19 protein-coding genes and 1 pseudogene are annotated in these 24,298 nt (G+C 50.4%); 5 read left to right on the top strand and 15 right to left on the bottom strand.

Annotated elements, in window-relative coordinates:
- Positions 1 to 225: 225 nt before the first annotated feature.
- Positions 226 to 1,015: pseudogene (locus OH144_RS21520) on the top strand (IS5 family transposase); the annotation flags it as partial.
- Positions 1,016 to 1,210: 195 nt separating this feature from the next.
- Here the strand turns inward: OH144_RS21520 and OH144_RS10030 are convergent.
- The 8 genes from OH144_RS10030 to OH144_RS10065 all read right to left on the bottom strand — a co-directional run bounded on the left by OH144_RS10030 (position 1,211) and on the right by OH144_RS10065 (position 13,660).
- Positions 1,211 to 2,794 carry a calcineurin-like phosphoesterase family protein gene (locus OH144_RS10030; protein ID WP_266206166.1) on the bottom strand — a complete coding sequence of 528 codons (1,584 nt, stop codon included), beginning with the start codon at positions 2,792 to 2,794 and terminating at the stop codon, positions 1,211 to 1,213.
- Positions 2,795 to 3,773: 979 nt separating this feature from the next.
- A complete protein-coding gene (locus tag OH144_RS10035) occupies positions 3,774 to 5,702 on the bottom strand; it encodes a PA14 domain-containing protein (protein ID WP_266206167.1) in 1,929 nt (642 codons plus the stop codon).
- Between the two features lie 60 nt (positions 5,703 to 5,762).
- Complete coding sequence (locus OH144_RS10040) at positions 5,763 to 6,563, bottom strand: glycerophosphodiester phosphodiesterase (RefSeq protein ID WP_266206168.1); 801 nt, start codon at positions 6,561 to 6,563, stop codon at positions 5,763 to 5,765.
- An 8-nt stretch (positions 6,564 to 6,571) separates the two neighbouring features.
- A complete protein-coding gene (locus OH144_RS10045; RefSeq protein ID WP_266206169.1) occupies positions 6,572 to 8,092 on the bottom strand; it encodes a RagB/SusD family nutrient uptake outer membrane protein in 1,521 nt (506 codons plus the stop codon).
- Positions 8,093 to 8,113: 21 nt separating this feature from the next.
- On the bottom strand, positions 8,114 to 11,479 hold the full coding sequence (locus tag OH144_RS10050; protein WP_266206170.1) for a TonB-dependent receptor: 3,366 nt from the start codon (positions 11,477 to 11,479) through the stop codon (positions 8,114 to 8,116).
- 140 nt (positions 11,480 to 11,619) lie between these two features.
- Complete coding sequence (locus OH144_RS10055) at positions 11,620 to 12,633, bottom strand: FecR family protein (protein WP_266206171.1); 1,014 nt, start codon at positions 12,631 to 12,633, stop codon at positions 11,620 to 11,622.
- 59 nt (positions 12,634 to 12,692) lie between these two features.
- Positions 12,693 to 13,274 (bottom strand): RNA polymerase sigma factor, encoded by a 582-nt coding sequence (locus OH144_RS10060; RefSeq protein WP_266206172.1) that lies wholly within the window; start codon positions 13,272 to 13,274, stop codon positions 12,693 to 12,695.
- A 107-nt stretch (positions 13,275 to 13,381) separates the two neighbouring features.
- Complete coding sequence (locus OH144_RS10065) at positions 13,382 to 13,660, bottom strand: hypothetical protein (protein WP_266206173.1); 279 nt, start codon at positions 13,658 to 13,660, stop codon at positions 13,382 to 13,384.
- A gap of 1,609 nt (positions 13,661 to 15,269) precedes the next feature.
- Here OH144_RS10065 and OH144_RS10070 point away from each other — a divergent pair.
- On the top strand, positions 15,270 to 16,175 hold the full coding sequence (locus OH144_RS10070; protein ID WP_266206174.1) for a helix-turn-helix domain-containing protein: 906 nt from the start codon (positions 15,270 to 15,272) through the stop codon (positions 16,173 to 16,175).
- 113 nt (positions 16,176 to 16,288) lie between these two features.
- Positions 16,289 to 17,221, top strand: coding sequence for an MBL fold metallo-hydrolase (locus OH144_RS10075; protein ID WP_266206175.1), 933 nt, complete (start codon positions 16,289 to 16,291; stop codon positions 17,219 to 17,221).
- 105 nt (positions 17,222 to 17,326) lie between these two features.
- On the opposite strand, the gene OH144_RS10080 is transcribed toward OH144_RS10075, so the two are convergent.
- From OH144_RS10080 to OH144_RS10110, 7 genes are all read right to left on the bottom strand, one after another.
- Positions 17,327 to 18,223 (bottom strand): cation diffusion facilitator family transporter, encoded by an 897-nt coding sequence (locus OH144_RS10080; RefSeq protein ID WP_266206176.1) that lies wholly within the window; start codon positions 18,221 to 18,223, stop codon positions 17,327 to 17,329.
- 65 nt (positions 18,224 to 18,288) lie between these two features.
- Entirely contained in the window at positions 18,289 to 18,696 is a 408-nt protein-coding gene (locus OH144_RS10085) for a DoxX family protein (protein WP_266206177.1), read from the bottom strand.
- Between the two features lie 38 nt (positions 18,697 to 18,734).
- Positions 18,735 to 19,973, bottom strand: coding sequence for a hypothetical protein (locus OH144_RS10090; RefSeq protein ID WP_266206178.1), 1,239 nt, complete (start codon positions 19,971 to 19,973; stop codon positions 18,735 to 18,737).
- A 295-nt stretch (positions 19,974 to 20,268) separates the two neighbouring features.
- Complete coding sequence (locus tag OH144_RS10095; protein ID WP_266206179.1) at positions 20,269 to 20,478, bottom strand: heavy-metal-associated domain-containing protein; 210 nt, start codon at positions 20,476 to 20,478, stop codon at positions 20,269 to 20,271.
- A 183-nt stretch (positions 20,479 to 20,661) separates the two neighbouring features.
- Complete coding sequence (locus OH144_RS10100) at positions 20,662 to 20,907, bottom strand: RidA family protein (protein WP_266206180.1); 246 nt, start codon at positions 20,905 to 20,907, stop codon at positions 20,662 to 20,664.
- Between the two features lie 466 nt (positions 20,908 to 21,373).
- A complete protein-coding gene (locus OH144_RS10105; RefSeq protein WP_266206181.1) occupies positions 21,374 to 22,177 on the bottom strand; it encodes a cytochrome c oxidase assembly protein in 804 nt (267 codons plus the stop codon).
- Positions 22,178 to 22,183: 6 nt separating this feature from the next.
- A complete protein-coding gene (locus OH144_RS10110; protein ID WP_266206182.1) occupies positions 22,184 to 22,660 on the bottom strand; it encodes a DUF2243 domain-containing protein in 477 nt (158 codons plus the stop codon).
- Between the two features lie 420 nt (positions 22,661 to 23,080).
- Here OH144_RS10110 and OH144_RS10115 point away from each other — a divergent pair, with 420 nt between their 5' ends.
- Positions 23,081 to 23,467 carry a DUF302 domain-containing protein gene (locus OH144_RS10115; RefSeq protein ID WP_266206183.1) on the top strand — a complete coding sequence of 129 codons (387 nt, stop codon included), beginning with the start codon at positions 23,081 to 23,083 and terminating at the stop codon, positions 23,465 to 23,467.
- Between the two features lie 219 nt (positions 23,468 to 23,686).
- Entirely contained in the window at positions 23,687 to 24,292 is a 606-nt protein-coding gene (locus tag OH144_RS10120) for a class I SAM-dependent methyltransferase (RefSeq protein ID WP_266206184.1), read from the top strand.
- Positions 24,293 to 24,298 lie beyond the last annotated feature (6 nt).

Consider the following 24,298-nt stretch of genomic DNA (forward strand, 5'->3'; position numbering starts at 1 on the left):
TCCGGTATTCTTATTTCTGGGACAAAAGTATTACTAAATAAACTCACCAGCAAATTATCAAACAATATTTTTAAACAAATGATTAGTAACTTCTGCGCTTCGGTTCTTTAACCCTATTGTACTAGGTTGTTTCTGAAAAATGGGATTTAGTTGATTCTGCCGGAGTTATGGGATTTGGAGGGAAGCTAGCAGATGAGCCACGGCAGATACGAGTTAAGTCAGCGGCAGTGGGAGCTTATACGAGAGGCGCTGCCGCAGCCATCGATCAGAGCGGACGGCAAAGGCAGGCCCAGCAGGTCGGACACGGAGCTGCTCAATGGCATCTTCTGGATCCTGTGCTCAGGCAGCCCCTGGCGAGACTTGCCCGAGAAGTACGGCCCCTGGCAGACAGTGTATGACAGGTTTCGAAAATGGCAGCAGCGCGGCGTGTTCGTGCGGATCCTAAAGAGGCTAAGGCTGCGCCTGCAGCAGGACGGATGTTTGGACCTGAATACCTGGTTTATGGACGCCACGATCAACAAGGCGTACAAGGCTGCGGCTGGGGCTAAAAAAAGAAGGGGCAGACTAGGCCCTAGGCAGGTCCAGGGGCGGCTTCTCCACCAAGGTGCCCCTGCTATGCTGTGGCAGGGGCTTCCCGCTGCAGGTGCTTTTGATCGGTGGACAGGCCGGTGAAGCATCCCAGTTTCTCCGGCTCCTGGAGTTGGAGGAGAAAAAGCCTGGAGTCGTGGTGGCTGATAAGGGCTATGATAGCCAGAGCATCAGAAAAGCCCTGCGGGAGAGGCTCATAAAAGCTCAAATTCCTGAAAGAGCACTCCCGCAAGGCAACAAGTGCAGAAGAAGAGGAAGACCACCTAAGATGAAGAAGGACATCTACAGCAAAAGAAATATCATTGAGAGACTCTTTGGTAGACTCAAGGAGATGAGAAGGTTCGCCTGCCGGTTCGATAAACTAGCCAACACCTTTATGGCTTTTATGCGAATCTGCCTAAAACCTTATTTTTCAGACACACCCTAGGAGCCTGCAGATGTGCAAAAAAACCTGTGAGCAACTGCCCACAGGTTCCTTACAAATATCATAAAAACTTCCCAATCAAATCTGGATAACTGAGAAATAAATCTCCTCTCCTGCTCATGCGATTCCTGGCTCAGGCAGAGCCTATGGCATCGAAGAACACGGGGCACGGGGCGATGATGGAGAGCTTTTAGAGCCTTATTGCACCTCTTTCCTTGCCTCTATCCGGTAGGTGCCTTTTTGGGTGAAGACCCTGCCGAACATGTCGGTAACCTTCACCTCGATGGTGTGTTCCCCTACTTCCAGTTTGGCGGGAATTCTGCCCCGCCACAAGTGAGTGGAGCGCACGGCGTTGGAGGGTCTTCTTCCTGGCAACAACTCCTCAGTGTAGTCCCACACGTGCAGCCTGCCCAGGAAAGATGGGTCGTAGTCTTCCTCATAGCTCATCGCCTTCCACTCTCCACCATCGACCCTGTACATGACCGTATCCTGCTCACTGCCCATGAAGAAGTTGGCATAGATGCCTGCCGATGTATTTCTGCCTTGCTCCACCACCTTGGGGGCGAACACCTCCATCTGGTGCTCCTGCGGCCGGCCGGCCACCTTGTAGTCAATCACGTACCTGTTCCCCTCGAACCTGAGGAAGGCGTAGCCCTTAGGGGTGCCGTCACGCATGGTAGACTCCGGCAGGCCCTTCTCGTCCAAGCGCCCGGAGTACCAATCACCCGAGGTCGTGCCCACGTTGTAATGGTGGTGGGGCTTCTCCTGACGCCAGCCATCCTCCTTGAAGAAGAAGTCCTGCCGCTGCAGGTGCGTGTGGGCCGACAGCGAGAGCGTGTGGGGGAAGTCCTTCAGCAGGTCGAAAAGCCGCTGCCTGTCCTCATCCCTGAAGGCATCCCCGCCACCAGACTCGCTGATGGGGATGTGGAAGGCCAGTACCACCAGGTGGTCCTTGGGCACGTGCCGCAGGTCATTCTCCACGAAATCCAGCTGGTCCTTCCGAAAGCCACCCCAGTAGCCTTTCCCGTCGCGCGGGTCGGGGTAGAGCACGTCGTCGAGCACAATGAAGTGCACCTTGCCGTAGTTGAAGGCGTAGTTGGCCGGGCCGAAGTGGGCCTCAAAGGTCTCGTCCGAGAGCGAGTCTGCCGCCGCATCGAAATCCAGGTCGTGGTTACCCAGCAGGTTGTACCAGGGGATGCCCACCTTCTGAACCGCTGCGATGTAGGGGTTGAAGAGCGAGAGATTGTCACCCACCAGGTCGCCCAGGCTCAGGCCGAAGGCCACACCCTTGACGCCCTCCACCTCTGAGACGATGCCCCGGGCGAAGTAGTCCACCTCCTGCAGGTTGTAGGGCTGGGGGTCGCCGAACAGGAGGGCCGAAAACGACTCATCCTCCCTGGCCGGCACCAGGGCAAAGTCAACAGACTTAGGCAGCTTGCCGGTGGGCGCCACGCCCTTGAACTTCAGCTCCGGGGAGCCCGCAGGCTTGTGGATGTAGTAGAATTGGGGCAGGTTCTCCCCGTTAAGGGGAACCCGGTAGTCGCTGGGCTTGATCACGGAGATGATGTTGTCCTGGCCCACGGGCAGGGTGTATTTCCCCTTCTGGTCTGTGAGCACGACCTCCCGGCCGTTGGTGACGGCCACCTGGCCCACGCCCGGTTCGCGCCGCTCCTTTTTCCCGTTGCCGTTGGCGTCCTCAAACACATAGCCCGTAACGGTCGACTGCGCCTGCGCCCCAAGACTCAGGAGTAGCATACCCCCTAATAGGATTCCTTTTTTCATGGTCACTTTAATAAGTATAGATTAATGAAATATTTTTTTAGTTTGATAGAAGCATTTTCCGTTTTCAAAGAAGTATCTACTAATCTCAGGAGTTACAGAATCCGCTATTATTTGCAGCTATAAGAAAACACCAGGGATGGGAGTAGAAAAAGAAAATTCATACCACTCCTACCTGATCCTGATAAAGGCACTAGTCACCCCTACTTTCAAGAAAACATGAAGGTGAACTGGCTGACGATGTTACACACCGCCACCCGGAGAATTCATGTACCCTACTCGGCTACCAACTACCTGTTTCGAAAAAGATAACGTCTGGTCGCTCACAATAATAGCAACTCACTTCTATTCAGGTGCTCCATGCATCCATGACCAAAAAAAACCCGTTACGCATCAAGATCTATCTATCGGATATTAAAGATATATTAAGTTTATGAGGCATAACAGCGGGCACTACCCTCACCGGTCACACACCATCAGAATTTTACAGCATGTCTTTTACAGCACGCTATAAAGGAAAAGGGCACACTGATTTGTTAAAACTAATTTAAAGAAAGTGAGCTTCGGCATTATTATGTTTGAGAAAGAACTGTAAAAGGAACAACTCAATTAGATATACATGATATGCCGCTGCTCCAAATCCAATGTATTGAAGATGTAACCGGCAGGTGCCACTCGAATCTAAACAGCGTTTTAGGTGGGAGACTTATGAATGCGCCTCGTCCCATGAAGCAGGAACCCAAGGTAAAACAGTCTAAAAAGAACCTCCAATTTCTAGAAATTGGAGGTCTCGCCCTGAAATTAGTTGCTCTGTATCAGCCTCATCAACTTATTTCAGGTCGAGGTATTCCCCATCATACACGCAGCCGTGGTAAAACCAAATGGTCTCTGTTCGGTTTAAGGTGGTAATGCTGAAAGGGTCTCACAATGCGACTGTTAGCTGAGCCAATACGCAAAAGCGTCAACTCGATGCCTCAAGCGCTTACTTGCTCCTATAGAAATTATTGAATGGTACTTCTTTCCGTGCCTTTCCCTCTCCAGCATATTCCAATTGGATCAACTCGCCATCAAAATCCTCGAAATACTCAATGCGGAAAGGATGCAGCCCTTTCCTCAGGGCAGAATACCCCTTTCTCATCCTGGCACTGTGCGAGCCATCGTTATCTACAATAAGTTGATCTCCAATAAAGAGCTTGGCACCGTCGTCTGACGTCAGGAAGAAAGTATACAGATCGTCTTCCTCAATCTCCACATACCCCTCAATAAGTACTGCGAACTGATTCGCCCGCTGTTTAACCGCATCCAGGTCAAAGCTTTTTAAAACACCCGCTTTGATCGGTTTCAAGGTAGAGAAATCCGGCACTTTTTTGAAGCTGCCTTCATAGTACGTATACTTCAAGCCCTTTGTCACGTCTTTCTTTCGCACCTTCTCAGGCTTCATGAAAGCAAGTTTTTCAAATGTTGCAGACTCAGGCAAGCTTGCAGCGTCTCCCTTTTCGGTAATCAGCTTTGCTTTAACTGTGGTGCTGCGATTGATGGTAAATGGCTTGTCGTATACTTTAGAGTCAGGCCCCGGCTCACTCTCGTCCAGGGTATACACGACCTTAGCACCTTCAAAGTCATGCTTTATCTCTACTTGCTTGGAGGAGGTGAATACAGGCATACTTCTTTCAATGATCTCCGGGGCAGTTGCTTTTACCGGTAGATCAAAAGTTCCTGCCAGATGCGGCAAACCTTGCTCGTCGGAAACATACTGATAACTGTACTGCATGTGTAGCGTATCGCCTGCTACGGGGCCGTTGTTGCCGATGGGCCGAAGCCCCAAAGCCAGTTGCTGCTGTGCTCCCTTTGGCAGCGTAACTTTCCCAGGGTTTCCGGAAACATGCAGCGACGGATGCTGGAAAAAGCGGGTCTCTACCTGTAGTGGCAGGTCTGCGTTATTGCGAAGGTCCAGATACACCCTTCCCTCTCCTGCCCCTCCTGCAGCCGGCAGTAGCACTACCGGTTTGAAGGCTGCATCTCCGGCTAGGGTAGTGCCCAACTGGCGGGTCCGCTCGTTAGAGAAATTGTCTTTCAGGATACCTTCGAGCTCCAGGTTAACCAGCGACGGCCCCTGATCTGTCATCGTGACCCAACTGATGTGGTCTGTTTCCCCAAACTCATAACCCCGAAGGCGGGTGCTCCCCCCAGTCGTTGCCAGCACATAGTAGTTACGATCGTTATGTACCGAGGCCATGTAGCGGTGAGTGTGTCCGGCGATAACAGTAAACTTCCGATCAGCCAATGCTTTCTCCACTCTGTAGAAACCATTCTCCTCCCGCTTGTTCCAGACCGGGTGGTGCATCAGCACGAAGGTCCAGCGTACGTTCGGGTTGTTCTGGATGGTTTTCTCAGCATAGGTTAGCTGCTGCTCGCTAAAGGGCACTCCATCTCCATCAGTTGAGTTGAGGATCAGGAACAGGACATCCTTGTATATGAAATGGTAGTAGTCGCGGCCAAACTGCTTTGCCCACAGCGCCTTTTGTACATCATTGGACACATCGTGGTTACCAGGCACCCGGAAGAAAGGCATTTGCAGGGGTTTCAACAAACCGTTAAATTCGTTCCATTGTCTTCGCAACTCCACCGTGTCGGTGGTGTATCCTTCTATCAGATCGCCCACACTGAGCACGAATTCCGGCTGCAGGTCATTTACTTTCTCCATAGCACTTCGGAACACACCGATCCGGTGCCCGTTGGTCCTGTCTGCCACGATAGCAAAACTGAAATTCTCGGGCTTATTTTTGAAGTCCGTATGCGTCCACGGGAATGCTTCACCCTTCACATCGTGCGTAAAGTCAGCTTGTGACTGTGCCTTTGCCTCATGTATTGTTAATAATCCTGCCAAAAGCAGTAGTATGCTATACTTCATTGGTTTACAAATAAGCAGGCCGTCAGCCAAGAAAGCTGCCGGCCTGCGTGTTAATAAATTTTATTGGAAGAAGACATCGAAAATCGAGTCGATCTGGAAGTATTTTACCCCGGACGCCTTAAGTGCATTGGCACGCTCGCGGGCCTCCTCCATTTTATCAGCCGACTTCATCCCCCATGCGTTGATGGCACCGACTGCCATGATTTTATTTTTGCTGGCCCATTTAGCTTCCTCCTTGGAGATGTTACCGGAAAAAAGATAGTAATGAGAGGGCTTGTAACCAGGCTTCTTCATATTATCCTCCAGTTGCTTCCGGGTACAACTCAGCTTGATCTTACCGGTGAAAAACTCCGTGGATTCCTCCGTACCGATCATCAGGGCATTGGTATGTAGGTTGTACTGCTTCAGCAGGTCGACCACTCCCGTAAACAGGGTTGTATCATTTCCCCTGATCTTGTTGTCTACCATTACCTCAAGCCCATTCTCGCTGCAAAACTTCAGCGCTTCCTCAAACTTCAGCACGCTGTTGCCTCTGTCACCTACCAACTGGCTCACCTCGTCCCAGGTCATTTCCCCAACCGGGGTATCCACGCCGTAATAGCGTTTAAAATTCCGGTCGTGGTGAATGATCAGCACACTGTCTTTGGTTAGCCGAAGGTCTAGTTCTACCATGTAATAGCCCTTATCTGCTGCTTTTTGCAGCGCCGCCAGGCTGTTCTCGGCAGAGGTACTGTCTACCACTCCCCCGCGGTGCGCGATGAGGTGGTAGTTGGTTTTATCCTGTTTTTTAGCTTTCTGCGCAAGGGCATCAGGCACAAGCAGGGATAAAAGCAAGGCAAGTATCGCTATGTGTCTCATCATCTTTAAAATTACCAGCCTTCATTTTGAGTCAGCGTTCCCTTGCTTGCACGGATCTCATCTGGCGGAATTGGCCAGACGTGGTGCACCGATGGGTTGAATGACCTGCCCTCGTAAATTACATGGCCGTCGGCGTGGTGCAGTGGCTGCGCATATACTTTCTGTGCATCGCCCCAACGTACCAGATCCCAGTGACGGTCTGTCCACTCGCCTGCAAACTCACTTCTTCGCTCTCGCTTCAGGTCTTCCATCGTAGCCCCAGCAATAGGCTCCAGCCCGGCGCGTTCCCTGATCTGGTTGATCTCCGTATCTGCGTTTCGGCCCAGCATCAGCAAGGCCTCTGCCTTCATCAGGATCACATCTGCATAGCGCAACAGCGGAACGTTCATGGCCGTTGTCGGGCGGTTACCATTGGCGTTGATGTAGGTGCCGGTTGGATTAGGATAGCTATAAGGCTCCATGTACTTGTTGAACTGGTAACCGGAACGGTTACTGGCACTTACCTTAAACGCACCGACATTGTAGGTTCTTTCCTCTCCGAAGAACATGAACTTATCGCCCGTTTCAAGGATAGTAACCGCTTTTCTTTCATCGTTCGGTTCAAACGAATCCACCAGCTCTTTGGTCGGGTAGATCTGCCCCCATCCGTTATAGAGGCCCCACCCTTTGTCCTCCAGCATTATACCCGGGAAAATAGACCCCACGCTGTTAGGAAACTGCGCACTGTTCGTCACCGACCAGATGTACTCCGGCGACCAGTTAGAGGCAATTGTGAACACATCGGCATAGTTCTCCAAAAGCCTGTGCTGACCACTGTTGATCACCAGGTCGGCATACTTCACCGTGTTCTCCCAGTCTTTGGCGTACAGGTATGTTCTGGCCAGATAAGCCCAGGCAGCGGTATTGTGTGCCCTGCCATAGTCCGACTTGTTCAGTTCGGAAAAGAAAGGGAGCAGCTCTGCCGCCTTCTGCAGATCAGCCACAATGTAGGCGTAGTTATCCGCCACACTTTTTGCCCTTGGGATATAGATGTCCTCCGGGTTCTCACGGTTCTGTATCGGGATTCCCGCCCGATGATCTCCGTAGCGATAGGCCAGCTCCAGGTGCATCACGGCATGGTTAAAGTAAGCCTCGCCCAGCAGGCGCTTTTTCATCTTCTCTTCCATCGGGATAGACGGGATATTGCGGATAGCGTCGTTAGCACGCTTCATGGCCTGGTAGTGGATTGACCAGACGCTTCTGGTCTCCGACTCATTGCCATCCAGCTGGAAGTACTTATAGCGGTCGGCGTTTCCGGTTGCCTTGGTGCTGATGTCGTCGCTGGCGTTAACATACCAGAAAGCACCGGACCCATACATGCTGTTGCTACTGTACAAAGCGTAAATACTGTTTACACCTGCAATGGCATCTTCCTCTGTTTTCCAAAAGTTGGCGGAAGAGGGAGCTCCCTGTGGCTCCAAATCAAGCCGCTCTTCGCAGGCAGTGCCTGCCAGGGTAATGGCAGACAGCAAGACAAGAATGTATCGTTTCATTTTTACTAGAATTAAGTAAGGTTAAAAGGTAAGGTCCACTCCGATCAGGTATGTCTTGGCGACAGGGTACATGCCCAGATCCAGGCCTTGGTTGCTCAGCCCTACCTCTGGGTCCATTCCCGAGTAGTCGGTAATGGTAAACAGGTTCTGGGCAGTCAGGTAAAACCGTGGTTGTATACCTTTGAGCAGGCTCTCAGGCAACGTATAACCAAGCGTGAGGTTCTTGAGTCGCAGGTAGGAGCCATCCTCAATGTAGAAGTCAGAGATTCTGCCGAAGTTATTGTTGGCATCCGTGTAAGAGATGCGCGGTATAGAGGAGTCCGGGTTCTGCGGCGTCCAGGCACCTTTAATCTCGCTCAGCATGTTGTAGCCGGGGAAGGAGGCATTCAGGCCGGTATACTTCACCGCGTTAAATACCTCGTTGCCACGCACGCCCTGGAAGAACACGTTCAGGTCAAAGCCTTTGTAGGCAAAGTTTCCGTTCAGGCTGAAGCTCACTTCGGGGAACGGGTTGCCCAGCACTACTTGGTCGTCGCTGTTGATAGAACCGTCCCCGTCGATGTCGACAAACCTGATGTCTCCTCCGCGTGCATTGGGCTGGTAGCGTTCGCCTTCCTGGTTCACATAGCCTGCAGCCTCTTCGTCAGACCGGAACAGGCCAGCGGTTCTGTAGCCATAGAAGGAGTTGAACGCCTCACCTACCATCGCGATGTTTGGCTGCGGAAGGCTTCTGACACGGGAACCCGTCATGAATGAAGTGCTACCATCGTAGAGCTCCACCAACTCGTTGTCCAGGAAGGCCATATTACCGGTAAAGCTGTAGCTAAAGTCGCCAACAGTGTTCTGGTATGTCAATCCAGCCTCCAGGCCACGGTTCTTCATTTTACCGGCGTTGATGATCTGCCCTCTTGGTGTACCGGCAACACCCGGTAGTACCTGGCTCAGCTGCATCTGCTCATTCACTTTCGAGAACACGTCCAGGCTACCGATAAAGTGCTCGTTAAACAGACCGAAATCAAGGCCTATGTTCGTCTGCTCCGACACCTCCCACTTCAGGTTCGGGTTAGATAACTGTGTCTCGGCAAAGCCCGGTACGATGGTGGCTGTTTCGCCCAGCAAACCCTGTGTTTTGGATAGCGGGATGCTGAAGGCATAGTCACCAAGCACACCCAGGTTACCGATTCTACCCCAGCTGGCACGCAGCTTCAGGTTTGAGATTACATCCACGCCAGACAGGAAGCCTTCTTTTGAAAGAACCCAGCCTGCAGACAGGGAAGGGTACCACTCCCAGCGGTTTTTGCTCGTTAGTTTTGAGGTACCGTCTCTTCGGATGGTGGCGTCCAGCAGGTATTTTCCTTTGTAGGCGTAGTTCAAACGGCCCAGGTAAGATGCCAGCGCGCTTTCAGACCCGCTACCATAGTACTTGCCGATGGAGATGGCCTGTGTGGAGTTATCCAGGTAGCGCAGGTTATCCAGCTCGTTTTCGAAGCCAGTGGCTGTTACCCCAAAATTTTCATTGGCCCACTTCTCGAACGTATGGCCTACCAGTACATTGAAGTTATGATCCGAACCGAAGCTCCAGTCATACTGCAGGGTCTGCTCATTCAAAAAGGAGGTGAAGGTGCTGCTTCCTTGGGTTAGCTCATTGAAGTTGAAGATCTTACCCGGCTCCGTGATCTTGGTTTTAAACTGCTTCACATCGTTTTTGATGCGGGTATAGCTCCAGTTGCTTCTAAACTTCAGCCCGGGAATGATGTCCCACTCCAGGTATGGGTTAAGCATCACCTCGTTTACCGGGTTGTCGATGTCCAGGCGTTTCAGGTAAGCCACCGGGTTGATCACATCTCCGTAAGAACCGGAGTACTGCGCAGGCACCCCGCCAAACTTCCCGGAGCCGTCCTCACGGTAAATCGTGGCATTCGGAGGGTAGAAAATGGCCGTCAGGATAGTGCCTTCCTGCGCACTGGTAGTGTTGCCGGACTGGCCGTTTGTAAGGGAGTAGGAGAAATTCTCCCCAATGGTTATGTTATCACGTAATTTGAAGGAAGAGTTGATGCGGCCTGATAACTTGCTGGAGTGCGTGTTCAGCAGGATGCCCTCATTCTTACGATAACCACCTGACACAAAGAAAGACGACTTATCCGAACCTCCGCTTATAGAGGCCGTCAGGTCATATACTTTTCCGGTCTGGAAGATCTCGTCCATCCAGACGGTTTTTGTGGTGCGGGCATCGGGGAAGATGGCTGGATCGAAGGCCGGGTCCGGCGACAGGTTGCCTTCGGCCCTCACCTTGTTCACTACGTCCGCAAACTCCGCTGCATTCAAGGCCTCCAGCTTTTTGCCTACTTGCTGGATGCCCTGCTGATAGTTTATACTTACGCGGGGGGTACCCTTGGTTCCACGCTTGGTAGTGATCAGGACCACGCCACCGGAGGCTCTGGCACCATAGATAGCCGCCGAGGCGTCTTTCAGTACGCTGATGCTTTCAATATCCTTCGGGTTGATTGCGTTGATCGACCCATTGTACACCACTCCGTCTACTACCAGCAGCGGGCTTTCGTCGTTAATGGAGCCGATACCCCTGATCTTGAACGTAGGGCTGGAGGTGGGGCTACCGCCGTTGTTTACCACCGTAACGCCCGGCACTGTTCCCTGCAGCACCTCTGCGGTATTACTGTAGGTTCTGCTGTCGATATCCTCCACAGGCACTGTGGCTACCGCTCCGATCACCTCGTCCCGTCGCTTTGTGCCGTAGCCTACCACCACCACTTCGTTGAGCACCTTCACATCAGGGCGCATCACTACATTCAGAGTGGCAGCGTTGCCCACAGGTATTTCCTGAGCGAGAAAGCCGATGTAGCTGAACACAAGGGTGGCACCTTGCCGCACCTCTAGCGTAAAGCGTCCCTCGGCGTCAGTTGTGGTTCCCCGGGTGGTACCTTTCACATGCACGCTTACCCCTGGCAGAGCCGAACCGCTTTCTTCCTGTACTTTCCCGGAAATGATAATCGTCGGTTCCTGTACCGTTTTGCCGTCCTGGCGTGGGTTTTGGTTGAGGTCAGGCTGCTCAACCCGAATGATGATGTGTGTGTCGTCGAGCTGTTTCACTGAGCCGTTGTACCCCTCCAGCATCTTCCTGAATACTTTGTCCAGGGACTCTTCTTTCACTTCCAGGGAGATTCTTTTACTTACATCAAACACCCCGGAATTATAGGCGATGGAGAAGTCCGTCTCGCGCTCTATCTCGGCGATGATGTTCTTGATCGGCTCGTTCCTGGCGCTGATGGTCACATAAGTGTCATAAAGCGTTTTGGCCTCAGCCGTATTGGCACCGGCTACGGTATGCGCTGCAAATAAAAACAGTGCTAAAAATATCCAGAGTACCAAGCGTTTTGCTTTCTCTGGTTTAAAATTTGATATACAGTATATTAATTGCATCTTTGGCTGTTTTAATGATGGTAAATCGTTAAGGATTGCCCAGCTGCTTCAGCTGAGGCAATAGCGGGGAATGTTCTCAGCATTTCCCGCTACTTTCCAAGAGGTGTGATGCTGCTACATGCTTCTGTGTTGATTAAGATGGTGTTTGATTGAATAGTATAGGTGATGCCGGCTACGCGCGACAGTATTTCCAGTACTTTCTCGATGGGTTCGTCGCTGATCCAAAAAGTGTACCTGCATTCGGGTTTTACATCCCCTGTTACACTTATCTCAAGGTCATACTTTCTTTCCAGTTTCCTGGCAATAGCCTCAATAGGTTCGTTATCAAAATAGGATAGCCCATGACGCCAGGCGCTGAGTTGTTCCACATTAGCGTCGCTCACTTCATACATTCCCTCGGCCTTGACAAAGGTTAACTTCCGGCCCGGGAATAGTTTCTCATCAAAGGGGTTACCGCTCTCCTGCTTCTCCTTTGCCACACTCACTTTGCCCTCGGCAACCGCTACAGAGGCTGTACTTTCGTTGTCGTAGGCCTGCACGTTAAAAGAGGTGCCAAGTACGCGTGTTGATATAGCAGGTGTTTTGACAATAAATGGGCGTTCGGTATCTGATACCACATCAAAGAAAGCCTCCCCGGTCAGGAACACCTCTATTGAGGATTTGCCGAAATTAGGTTGGATAACAAGCCTAGAGCCAGAGTTAAGATGAACCACCGATCCATCCCGCAGCTGAAGCACTTTACGCTCCCTGTTTTGAGTTACTATTTCTGTAGGGAGGTGCTGCAGCGCTTGGCCGTCGGGTTTATACTTATAATAGGTAAGTGCGGCCGTTACTACCAGCGCCAATACAGCTGCAACTTTCAATAGTGCCTGTAGGGGTAAGATGCGTAGCCTGGCGCCTTCACCATCACCACTTATGGCAACTTTTAGTTTTTCCTCCACCTCACGTATGGACGCCAGCTCCAGCTCCTTATCAGGTAGCGCCCCCTCCTCAAAGGCAGCGTACCATTTCTCTACCTGCGTCCGCTCCTGCGCGGTGCACTGGCCGGCCAGGTATCTTCTGAGCAGGGCCTTTGCTTTGGCGGTGTCCGATGTTGTTCCCATTCACCTATATAATTAGCAAACAGGGCTGCAGGTACCGTTAAGGATTTGTTACCCTTATGTTAGCTCAAAAAATGAAGAAAAGGGGAAACGTGCACAAAGTGGCTCACCTTGAGCTTTCCGCGCAGGCGCTGCAGGGCCAGGCTGAGGTTGTTCTTCACCGTCTGCTCAGAAAGATTAAGGGCAGCGGCTATCTCACGCACAGTCAGATCCTCGTACCTGCTTAGCTCAAAGGCCTTCTTCATGGTTTCAGGCATCTTGGAGAGCTCCCGCCTCAGCTGCTGCTCTAGCTCCTCGGCCACCAGGTACTCCTCCTGCGGGTAAGTTAACTGTGCAGGCTGCTCGAGCAACAGGTGCGCCCGCTTCAGCTCTTTCTGGCTGCTGGCGTATAGGGCCATCACGCTGTTACGAGCCGCCCCCATCAGGTAAGGTCCTAAACTATCTTCGATGTTAATCCTGCTCCTGTTCTTCCAAAGGGATAGGAAGATGTTCTGGAGTATCTCGCTAGCCTCAAACTCTGCCCCTACTCGCTTGAACACGTGGCGGAAAACAATGACCTTGTAACGGTCGAACAGGATGGTGAATGCCCGTTCATTGTCCTGCTGGACTAGCTTAAATAAATCAGTATCAGGTAAGTTTTTCATTTGCCTCGCATCAGGTACCTTAAAGTTGTGAAGGAAGGCACAGCGGCAAATATATTGATCTAATATAACCTCAATGTTATGCTTGCTAGTTTCTCAAAATTGTTGCGCTAAGCAAATGAGGCTGCAGAGCAGAAGTCATGAAAGAGGTTTGGTCCTTGGTCCCGTGGAATTCTTTTATGCCACAGGTACCACGAGGAATCATCGAGGTAGTAAGCAATTACCGGATTGTTTATACTAAAGAACGACACGTGGCTTAAGTGATAGTGGTATACTTCTTCGCTACCGCTGTAGGCGGCTCCGGCTGTAAAGCCGGTCTTCTCCTTAGTACCTCCAACTGCTCTCAGGGTAGCTGGCACCTCCACCTTCCAGGAGATTAGATGCCTCAAGCCAATAGCAAGTACAGTGTTGAGGGTACCATGGGTCTGGCAGAGGATGCCCTGAGTATAAACCCTGCCAAAACCAATGGATGCCCCCTGCCAATGCTATCATCGGGCGTAGGACATCCGCCTTTTCCCTGTATTTTATAGCTTAAACAGTTGCCGGGAATGTTTTCTAAGTTTCCCTTGACCATTATTTCTACCCAGGCTGTGGCTCCGTCATTTTCACCCTCAGAACGCTTATTCCCAGCCCCCTCACCGGCTTTAAGTCCCACATCCCCTAAACCACATGAAAAACATACTCTACAGGCAGCACCTGAGGTTTAACCAAACCATAACCCTCTCATAACTTGCCAGTAGCAAGCTATGTCTACCTTAGAGCTATCATTCATATTAGCCTGAAGAGTAATCTCAAAGCTTGCAATTAAATTATGAGAACAAAGATAAAAAGACGCATAGGGGCGGTAGGGAATAGGCTGGAGTGCTTCCTCCTCTACAGGCTACGCTCCTTTTACTCCCCATTTAAGTCTTCACGGGCCTAACCCCTACCCGCACCTGCTTTATGCCGAGAAAGAGACAAGTTGAGGTTGCCGTAATCTCTGATGTACACCTCGGCACCTACGGGTGCCATGCAAAAGATGTGAGAGAAACGCCACAAAAAGATGCAACGTAGGTGAGGGAGCAAGAGGCTGCATGTAATGTAGGCAGCCCAAGATTTGTATCGGGGACATAACCTGGGGCAACGGCAGGGGCTCACGCACTACCTATCGTTAGTCGCCGAGGCCTTGATCACATCGTTTCTTTACACTGAGCACCAGAAGCGTGGTCAACCAGGAGTACAGCGCCTATTTGCCGCTCTTCCGTCAGCCGGTAAAAAGCTGTGGCAGGCTCAGCCCTTTCTAAATGTTGAGTTCTACTAAAGCAGGTGAGAAAATGCGCGTCAGAAGCCTCAAATCCTCCAGGAAATGGTTCGAAATTCGTACCCCCCGGGAGCACAAGTCCAATTTCAGGTGCTAACTGCTTCTATAGTGGTTAGCGCTTTTTTTTTAATACACTGAAATAACTAAGCCATCTTACCTATAAGACATCGTTTTAACTCATCGACTTTTATATAAGGATATTCTTGTTTATGTTCATAATCGAAGACCAAGCTTTGCCGCCGTGGACGTGTATGAGACGGAACCCCCTTTGTGATAAAATCCCCCCTTGTTGTAGCTGCCTAACGTGACCTGCACCCCTTACCTGGGTCATGTAGAGCAGAATAGCTACGAGCTATACTTCCGGAAAGCATTTGAAAATGTGTTGAAATGTGGCTGCTTTAGCATTCAGGCTCTTTTCCTGCTCCTATTTAGTAGAAACTTGTAAGACCTGGCAGAAATCCTGTAACAGATCCCGTAGCCCTGCCAATTAGATTTGCCTCTGCAAGCAGCTCAAACAAAATGGAACTTTGAATACGCCGAGTAACACAAACCTGCTCGGGCGGGCATGCTGGAAGTAATGCCGGTATAGAATCACAAGTATAGCCAATCCGAAGGAAGATCCAGTTGGCTATACTTGTGATCATACTTTGAATATTCGTTTGGTTCCATATTTTTACATGCCCGAACGCTACTGAATTATGACTAAACAAAGTGCCTCTATACCTATCTACACCGAGGCTGAAAGCTTCAACAAAACCGGTTTACGTGATTTTTATATTGCCTCCTACCAGGACCGCCAGGACGCCGGACTAAAGCGGGTTGCGCCGCATCGCCATACCTATTTCGAGATCATCTGGATCACCCAGGGCAGCGGTACCCATACCATCGATTTTAACGATTATGCCTTCAAGGGCCCCTGCCTTTTCCTCTTACAGCCCAGCCACATCCACCAGATCGTAAAAGATGGTCCAACCAAAGGCTATGTACTCAAATTCAACGAGTCGTTGTTTTCGGTTGATGCCGGCATCGAGAACCTCTTGCTGAAGTATGGCATCTTTGATAACATCAACGTGCAACCAGTTCTCCACCTGAACCAGGGCGCTGTTTTGCTGCTGGATGACCTGATGCAGAAAATGCTGCTGGAGTATAAAAATCCTTCAGACCTATCAACGGTGATCATTGCCTCCTACCTCAAGATCTTTCTCCTGCAGGTATACAAGCTGAAAGACAGCCACCAGCAAGAGCTGCTTCCGAGGCCGGAACCGCGTTACCTGATATACCGCACTTTTAAGATGCTGGTAGAGCAGCAGTACCGGCAGCACCACACGGTGCAACTTTATGCGGATGAACTGGCTATTACGCCGCGCTCCCTGAACGAGATCACCCACAAATATGCCGGCAAAACGGTAAGCGACCTGATAAAGGAAAGGCTCCTGCTGGAAGCGAAAAGGCTGCTGCACCACGGCCAGTTTTCTGTGAAGGAAATTGCCGCGCAACTAGGCTTTGACGATGCTGCCTACTTTACCCGCTTCTTTACAAAGAATGAAGGCATGTCTCCCCAAAGCTTCCGGTCCATAAAAAACGCCTCCGCCGTTGACTTGTAGCTTAATTACTTAAATGTCCAGGACAAGCAACGATTTGTCTATTGAGCCAGGGACTTGATTGAGAGAAATTTGTGCTGTTAACAAGATACAATCATCGTCTAAAACAGCATATAATGAACCGTAAATCATTCCTCCACAAATCCTTACTCAGCTCTTCGCTCCTGCTGGTGCCGGAGCTGGCACACAACACTTTTTCAGCTGCTGTCGGTAAGATAAGTATGAAGCTTGCCATTAGAGACCGGAACCAGAAAAACATTTGCGCTACCTGCGGTGCCCGGTATGCTTCTGCCAAAACCAACACAGACACCTGCCCTGTTTGCCAGGACGAGCGCCAGTACGTAGGCAACAACGGGCAGGTATGGCTAAGCTACAACGAAGTAGCAAAAGGCAGAAGCATCCGCATCACACAGCTACAGCCAGACCTCTACGACCTGAAGACCACGCCTTCTTTTGCCATTGACCAGAAAGCCCACCTGGTCATTTCAAAATCCGGGAATATACTTTGGGACTGTATTCCTTTTCTGGATGAGCAGACGGCAACCTATATCCACTCAATCGGAGGCATCAAGGCAATCGCAATTTCGCACCCGCACTACTATAGCCTGATGGCCGAATGGGCCAACGCGTTTGACTGCCCCATCTACCTGCACGAACAGGACAAGCAATGGATACAGGATAAAAGTGAGCACATCCGGTTGTGGAAAGGAGAGAAAATGGAGCTCTGGGACGACATCAAAATCGTGCACGTGGCCGGCCACTTCGCGGGAAGCACCGTGCTGCACCTGCCCCATCACGGCACCAAGAGCGCTCTACTTACAGGTGATAGTATCTATGTCGCGCGTGACAGAAAGCACGTGTCCTTTATGTACAGCTATCCGAACCTGATACCGCTACCGAAACAAGCAATTGAACTGATTCAGAAGCGCGTAGAACCGCTCGCTTTTGATAGCATCTATGGCGCCTTCGAAGGGCAGGTGATTCCTTCCGGGGCCAAGGGAGCCTTTAACCGTTCTGTAGCCAGGTACCTGAACATCTTCAACGTATAAAGCACGAGGCTATACCTTCCTTTCTCCCTAATGTTCACAAAGAAGCCGCTAACACCCGTCAGCGGCTTCTTTGTTTTGGTAATCGAAATCAAATTCATCAGGCTATTATGCTCTCATTTGACAGGCCTCGGTTTCATGTTCGAGTTCCAGAGTTACTTCTGTTATGGAAAAGGTGTTGAGCGTCTTTCTGATCTGCTGCTTCAAGAAGGCTGTTGCTTCCGGCTCATCCACATCCGCTACGACCAGGTGAGCAGACAGCACGTGGTGCTCGCCATCCAGCGACCAGAGTCTTAAAGCATGTATATCCCGAACATGCTGCAGCGACAATACCTGCGCTTTTACCTGTTCTACATGCTGATCAAGCAGGTTTGCCTGGAGTAAAACCTTTACAGAAGCCCAGGCATTTTTAAAGGCATGTGCCAGCATGTACACCGAAATGGCAATGGACAGAAGCGGATCGAGCCACGGCAATTCGAAAAACATCAGGATGACACTTGCTACCAGAACCGCTGCCCACCCCAACAGGTCTTCGAGCATGTGCAGCGACACGGCGCGCTGGTTTAGGTTGATCCCTCCCCTCAGCTTAAAAAAAGCAGCGCCGTTTACCGCTATCCCAAGTATGGCAAACAGCAGCATGCCTACCGGCTCGGGCATAGAAGGGTCTTGCAGTCGTTCAACAGCCTCTGTAATAACGAACCCCGAACCAACTATTAATATAAGCGAGGTAAGCAAGGCGCCGGCCACAGAGTAGCGCTTGTAGCCATAAGTATAGCTTTGGTTGCCCGGCTGCTCCGATTTGCGTTGCAGAAAGTACGTAAGGCCAAGTGCAATGGCATCGCCAAAGTCGTGAAGGGCGTCGCTCATGATGGCCACGCTGTTCACAAAGAACCCTCCAATAAGCTCCAGTACAGCAAAGCCCAGGTTTAGGAAAAAAGCAAACCCGATGTTGCCCGTCGCATGATGATGATGGTGATGCCCGTGAGTGTGATGATGATGTCCCATAGTTCAGAAAGTATAAAAGCCATGCCCCTGCGTTGAACAGGAAGCACGGCTCAGGTTCAGCGTTTCTATTTTGTACTTGTTGGCAGTTTAGCTGAGATATGCGCTCCGGCAGCCAGAGCAACCAGTCCTCCCATAATAGCCACGTTCTGGATAAAGTCCATCAGAGCGGTCTGAAACATCATACCTTCCATGTTCCAGAAGGTGTGCATGATCAGGGTCATCGGGAGTAAGAGCAGGATCAAGGCGATGGCCGTTTGCTTCACTTTGATGCCGGCAAACAAAAGCAGGGCTCCAGCCAACTCCGTGACCATGGCTGCACCTAAAAGAATCGGTACAAACGGCAATCCTTTCGATGCCATCCACATGGCTGGCCCGTCCCATAAAAGTACTTTATGCATGCCCGCCACTAAAAACGTGATCCCGGTCAGTATCCGGGCTGTAAGGATAAAGGGTTGAACAGATGATTTTTTCATAGTCGTATTGATTTTAGATTAATAAGTATAAGATTGGGTTAGAATATAAACTGGGCACCTAAGGCGATTTGGTTGGCGGAGGATGTCTTATACACCTCCTGCCCGTTTTCCAGCAGCCTCCAGTCGGTATTGGCGCGGTACCATTCCAGGGCTATACCTAATGGCCCTACATCATAGCGAAGCATGGGCACAATGATCTCATTCTTCAGGCGGGCATTACCGGGTACTTCCGAGAGCACATCGTTATCATTCGGGTTGTCCTGGCCGTACATGACCCAGGCGCTGAAGTGCTTACCGACCCTATACCCTGCCTGCCCCCAGGCACCGTGGCCTTCTATGTCGCCGAACTGAAGCAGCTGGCCCCAACTCTGGCCGATGGCGCGCCCCCAGTAGGCGTTCCCCTGCAAAGTGGCTCCGCCATACACCAGTTTAGTGCCTGCCTGCACGGCTTTGCCTTCCAGGTTGCTGCGGGCCTCGCCCTGCACCAGGCGCTTGCGGTCGTAGTGGGCTGCCAGGTTTACTTCCCATTTCAGCGGGCGCGTCTGGTTACTGACGTTCAGGCCGAGTTCTGTTTGCGGCACGCCGATCTCCCCTTCGTCACGACCATCAGCTTCGGCTTTCGGGCCGGTCCAGGAGCCGCGGAAAAGGGTCAGGTCAAGACGTACTTTAGTGGCGGCTGTCGGGCTGGTTATACCTTGGTAGAGGAACAGGCCGGGATTGCGGAAGCCGATGCCACCTGCCGAGCCGTAGCCCATGGCAAAATGCGTAACCGAGTTGGGGAAATGCGCCACCATCGGCGTCCAGTTCTGACCCAGGCGCAGTCTTGTCTGCCCCTTCTGCACCTCCACGTACGCCAGGCGCACCCGCGGCAGCAGGTTCTCATCAGCAAAACCGCCTGCGCCTGCCGTGCCTCCTAAAAAATCCAGCTCAGCGCGACCGGTGGCGGTGATGCCGTGCGGTAGGTTATAGGCGGTGCCTTTAAATACCAGCCAGGTTTTGCGCAGGTCGCCGCCAAACTGGTACTCGTCCTGGGAGGGTTGTTTCGGGCTGGCCCACATCGTAATGGCGCCGTCGCCGAGGCCAAAGGTACCGTCCTGCACAAAGCCGGAGGCCGTGATGATGCCGTTGATACTGGATCTAAAGTATGGCTTGCCCGCCTGCGTGGTATCCGGTGCCGGAGTGGCCGGAAAGCTGAGGTCGATCTGGGCGTTTGCCTGGTGGAACAGCAGCGTGCTCATGGCAGCTGCTGCAAGGGTAGTTTGTAGTGTTTTTTTCATGGTTTTATTTTGTAGCTAATGGTTAGGGCAATAAGGTGGCCGTCCGCCTTTTCAGGGGCAGCTTCCGCTTTGCTCCAGTTTTGGTTAATGGCTTGTTTTTAGCGTGTCATGCAGGCTATATCAAGTTTATACTTTGTACCTGGCTAGCCTGCGCTTTTCTTGTTGCAACGGCACAAAGATCCGGGCTTTTGCAGCCCGAGGCCACACACAAAAAGGTGCTTTTGCTGGACAAACAGGCAGCAACTTAACACGCGCGGTCTAATGGTAGGTAGTTGCTGGTGTGATGCCTTTTTTGTTAAAGCGCCTCTGCCTTAAAGCCGGCCTTCGCTACCGTGGCAATGATCTCGCTGGCAGCAAGGGAGTCGGTTTTCACGGTGAGCACTTTGTTGCGATTGGTGGTATCCACGTTCCATTCGCAAACGCCTTCAGTAGCATTCAGCGCTGGCGTTACTTTAGACACACAGCCGCCGCAGTTGATGTTGGTTTTGAATTGTAGCTCTTTCATGTTCTATTTTTCTTTTGTGTTACTGTTTTTGAACATGACAAAAGTAGTGGGTGATGTGGGTGGAGGTGTTACAGAATTTTGGAGAAGTATTGTAGGATTTATAGGATATGTATATTCTACTTTAATAGTAACCGCCACGCAACAAACCCTGCGTGGCGGTTTCATTTCCTCCCTCGCAACACTTTACTCCACCTCAAACACCGCCTGAATCTCCAACGGGGAGTTGACAGGTATAGACGAATCACTGAGGGTTGCGCGGGCATGGTTCCCCTTCTCCCCGAAAACGATTACAGCCAGGTCAGAGGCTACATTCATCAACTCGGCATGTTGGGTATAGCCGCTTGGGGTGCTCCAGAATTCCGTTGGCTGCACTACTTGTTTTACCCGGCTCAAGTCGCCGATGGTCGCGCTTTTAAGAACTGACAGCACATTCCGTTTAGCCTAGCGGACAGGTTCATATTTTGAAGTTTGAAAACGAGATGGTAAAGTCACAGAATCCCTAAACTAACTCTGTTAATGTCACTAAATACTCGTAGATAAAGTTCGAAGTTCATTCCTTTGGTCTACTTGAAAGCCTCTGGGTTCATTCTATGGGGCTTTTTTATGCACTACGTGCACCAATGTTCAAAGACTCCCTCCCAATCACCTATTCCTCTTTCCGACATAAAGTTGTTATATAATCCAGAATCATCATCCAGGTTGAGAATATCAAGAAAATATGGCTCGTCTTTCGCTTTGTCCTTCCTGTTGTGCCGATAAGAATTTTAGGTCCCTTCTTTTAGGCTGCTATTGATTGGATAGAACTTTCTAACGCCTGCTCACTCCCCTTCTATTTTCTGTCACTGCTTTTTATTAAGAGCACTTATATCACTGCAACGAATACCACATACCCGAATTAATATGTTGATGGAGATGGATTTGTGGATATACCGCGTTTCTTATACCACATGCCAAACAGCACTATAGCTAAAAGTAACTCAGACAAATCTCCCCAGTAGTACATCAATTTGGCAGCTTCCTGAATCTGGCCATTGGAGTGCGGCGAGTGGAGCGGGTAAAGGAAGGCATACATGAACTTGCTCAGGAAAGCATGCGCAGCGATGCTAATGAACAGCATGAATACCCGTACATGGAAGGCAGGTCTTTTCGGCACAGGTTCTTGCCCGATCATCGACCAGGTAAATAAATACCCTGCTACCAGGAAATGTACATGCACTATGTAATGCAGGTAGGGCTTGGTCAGGCTCTCCACATAAAGCGGTGTCAGGTAAAGCAGGTACATGCCACCGATGTTCAGCAGAAAAGCAGTGACAGGATGGCTTAGAAAATAGAACCAGTTGCTTCGCAAGATCGCTGTTATGATTCTTGAAACTCTTACCGGCAGTGCTTTCAAAGCAAGTGTGATGGGTGCGCCCAATACCAGGAAAAGCGGTGCGTACATTCCAATCAGCAGGTGCTGCACCATATGTCCGCGCAAATCCTGATGTGCCCACCTCATGAGAGTTGGCACTAGGGCAATACAAAGCATAGTAATGCCAATTAAAAAACTCACCGTTCGCCAGTGATTCCAGCCACCTTTTTCACTTCCAATCTTCAAGACTGTATAGAGGTACAGGATGGCAACGGTTACAACAAGCAGCAACGGCACCCACTCAGAGAGCGCGGTAGCCTGTGCGTTGTGGTGAACAGGATGTTGCATTGATTCCTACGTGTACAGGTTAGAAGATGTAGCTTCTTTTTTTTTGGCTTTTTTTAAAAGATAAAACCCTATAAGGAGAATAACCAGACCAGCCGCGTTCCATACGATGTCATAGGGTAGCAGGTTTTCCACGTAACGGACCTGGTGCAGACGAAGCACTTTGTGGTCCACAATGCCATCAAAAAGTTGAAAGGAGCCTAGCCCGAGGAAGAAGCCAGCCCATGCCCTCGGTTTTGAAAGGGAACCGGTTCTTCTTAAATCAAGCAGCCTGAAAAAGCCAGCCACAATTGCAATCAACTCGGCCGAGTGCAGCAAACCATCGGTCAACATTCCAACTTTCAGGGTGGACCGGTCATAAAAGTGGTGCCATGCAAGTACCTGATGAAAAATGATTTCGTCTACGGCAGCCATCATGCCGACGCCCACTAAGAACGCTCCCCACATTGAATTTTGTCCTGCACTTTTTCCTAAATCCTGGTTCATACACCTGATTCAATAAAAGTTGTTCATTGCTTTCTGTACTACGAACTGATCACTGCTGTGTTTAGCATCCCGTGTGGGCAAACGAAACGCGGACAGACAGTTTATTCATTTGGATTTATACTTCTTTTTGAAACCGATACAGTAGAATCATACCGGGAACACTACCTGTACCCCTACGTTAATCATACAACATATAACTGTAAATCAACCAACTAAATCAGAAGCTATGACTAAGAGCAGGGCAATTACAGACTGGATTATAAGACATACACTGGCAGCAGGTGCTTCAGCACTGACCTCCACACCGAGCTATGACATTAGGTGGTGGCTACCGTGGTCACGCTGCCTGTTCTGCCGTAGGCGTCAGTACCAGGGAAGTACGTTTCATTCATTCTAAAATGTTATAAGGAGAAGTAAGCTATGAGTTACCACATAAGTAAGAAAATAGATGGTTCTTTTGAAGAAGCGACCACCAAAGTAAAGGAAGCCCTGCAGCGAGAAGGGTTTGGAGTGATCTCCGAGATAGACCTCAAAGACAAGTTTAAAGAGAAGCTGCAGGTAGATTTCAGAAACTACATAATTCTAGGTGCCTGCAATCCCCAATTGGCATATCAGGCTATCCAGCAGGAAGCTAACATTGGGGTGATGCTGCCCTGTAATGTTCTCTTGCAGGAGCATGAGACCGGCGGTGTGGAAGTAACAGCCATCAACCCGATGGAAACAATGGCAGCCGTCGATAGTCCACACCTTAATTCTTTAGCAGAAGAGGTTAGCCGGAAACTGAAATCTGCCATCAATGGTCTCTGAGAAAGAACAACGTAACGGGTATAATAAGAAGCAGGCTGTAATGAAAAATGCAGCCTGTTTTTCTGGATGCATGCTAAAATTAACTGTTTGTGTAACCAAAGTCACTGACTATGGAGGATGCATGCCCCATCTTTGTATCAGTTAACCTAGCAGCCGACAAGTGTCAACCCACAGGTTGCTTCTTTAGGGGCTGATATCATCAACATAAAAAACATTATTATGAATAACTTTTGGAACGATCGCTACAGTCAGGAACAGATGGCCTATGGCTCTGAGCCTAATGTATTTTTCAGGGAGCAACTCCAAGAGCTGAAGCCGGGAAAACTCTTACTACCTGCCGAAGGGGAAGGCAGAAACGCTGTTCATGCGGCATTGAAAGGGTGGCAAGTGGCAGCATTCGATTTCAGCGAAGCAGGCTACAAAAAGGCAACCGCACTGGCCGAACAGCGAGGTGTAACCATAGACTATCAGGTAACAGACGCAGCTCAGTTTGCCTGTGAACCTGAAAGTATGGATGCTGTTGCACTTATTTATGCGCACTTCCCGCCTGCCCTGCGCCAGGAAATGCACCAAAAGGTGATTACCTGGCTTAAACCCGGTGGTACAGTTATACTTGAGGCATTTCATCCGAAGCAGTTGGCATACAATTCCGGCGGCCCAAAGGACGAAGGCATGCTGTACACGGCTGAAATGCTACAGAAAGACTTCAGCCAATTAACTATACAAATGCTGGAAGAAGAGGAAATTCAGCTGAACGAAGGCCTCTACCATATTGGTGCAGGCTATGTAACAAGAATGATTGCCCAAAAACACGTGAAAGCTTGAAAGAAG

It is taken from the genome of Pontibacter kalidii (assembly GCF_026278245.1).
Classification (GTDB): domain Bacteria; phylum Bacteroidota; class Bacteroidia; order Cytophagales; family Hymenobacteraceae; genus Pontibacter; species Pontibacter kalidii.

Excerpts from the sequence above, each read along its gene's own strand:
- OH144_RS10095 (WP_266206179.1), bottom strand. The coding sequence starts at position 20,478 with ATGAAAGAGCTACAATTCAAAACCAACATCAACTGCGGCGGCTGTGTG.
- OH144_RS10080 (WP_266206176.1), bottom strand. The coding sequence starts at position 18,223 with ATGGGACATCATCATCACACTCACGGGCATCACCATCATCATCATGCG.
- OH144_RS10040 (WP_266206168.1), bottom strand. The coding sequence starts at position 6,563 with ATGATGAGACACATAGCGATACTTGCCTTGCTTTTATCCCTGCTTGTG.
- OH144_RS10120 (WP_266206184.1), top strand. The coding sequence starts at position 23,687 with ATGAATAACTTTTGGAACGATCGCTACAGTCAGGAACAGATGGCCTAT.
- OH144_RS10075 (WP_266206175.1), top strand. The coding sequence starts at position 16,289 with ATGAACCGTAAATCATTCCTCCACAAATCCTTACTCAGCTCTTCGCTC.
- OH144_RS10060 (WP_266206172.1), bottom strand. The coding sequence starts at position 13,274 with ATGAAAAACTTACCTGATACTGATTTATTTAAGCTAGTCCAGCAGGAC.
- OH144_RS10105 (WP_266206181.1), bottom strand. The coding sequence starts at position 22,177 with ATGCAACATCCTGTTCACCACAACGCACAGGCTACCGCGCTCTCTGAG.
- OH144_RS10085 (WP_266206177.1), bottom strand. The coding sequence starts at position 18,696 with ATGAAAAAATCATCTGTTCAACCCTTTATCCTTACAGCCCGGATACTG.
- OH144_RS10055 (WP_266206171.1), bottom strand. The coding sequence starts at position 12,633 with ATGGGAACAACATCGGACACCGCCAAAGCAAAGGCCCTGCTCAGAAGA.
- OH144_RS10030 (WP_266206166.1), bottom strand. The coding sequence starts at position 2,794 with ATGAAAAAAGGAATCCTATTAGGGGGTATGCTACTCCTGAGTCTTGGG.
- OH144_RS10070 (WP_266206174.1), top strand. The coding sequence starts at position 15,270 with ATGACTAAACAAAGTGCCTCTATACCTATCTACACCGAGGCTGAAAGC.
- OH144_RS10115 (WP_266206183.1), top strand. The coding sequence starts at position 23,081 with ATGAGTTACCACATAAGTAAGAAAATAGATGGTTCTTTTGAAGAAGCG.
- OH144_RS10035 (WP_266206167.1), bottom strand. The coding sequence starts at position 5,702 with ATGAAGTATAGCATACTACTGCTTTTGGCAGGATTATTAACAATACAT.
- OH144_RS10090 (WP_266206178.1), bottom strand. The coding sequence starts at position 19,973 with ATGAAAAAAACACTACAAACTACCCTTGCAGCAGCTGCCATGAGCACG.
- OH144_RS10110 (WP_266206182.1), bottom strand. The coding sequence starts at position 22,660 with ATGAACCAGGATTTAGGAAAAAGTGCAGGACAAAATTCAATGTGGGGA.
- OH144_RS10045 (WP_266206169.1), bottom strand. The coding sequence starts at position 8,092 with ATGAAACGATACATTCTTGTCTTGCTGTCTGCCATTACCCTGGCAGGC.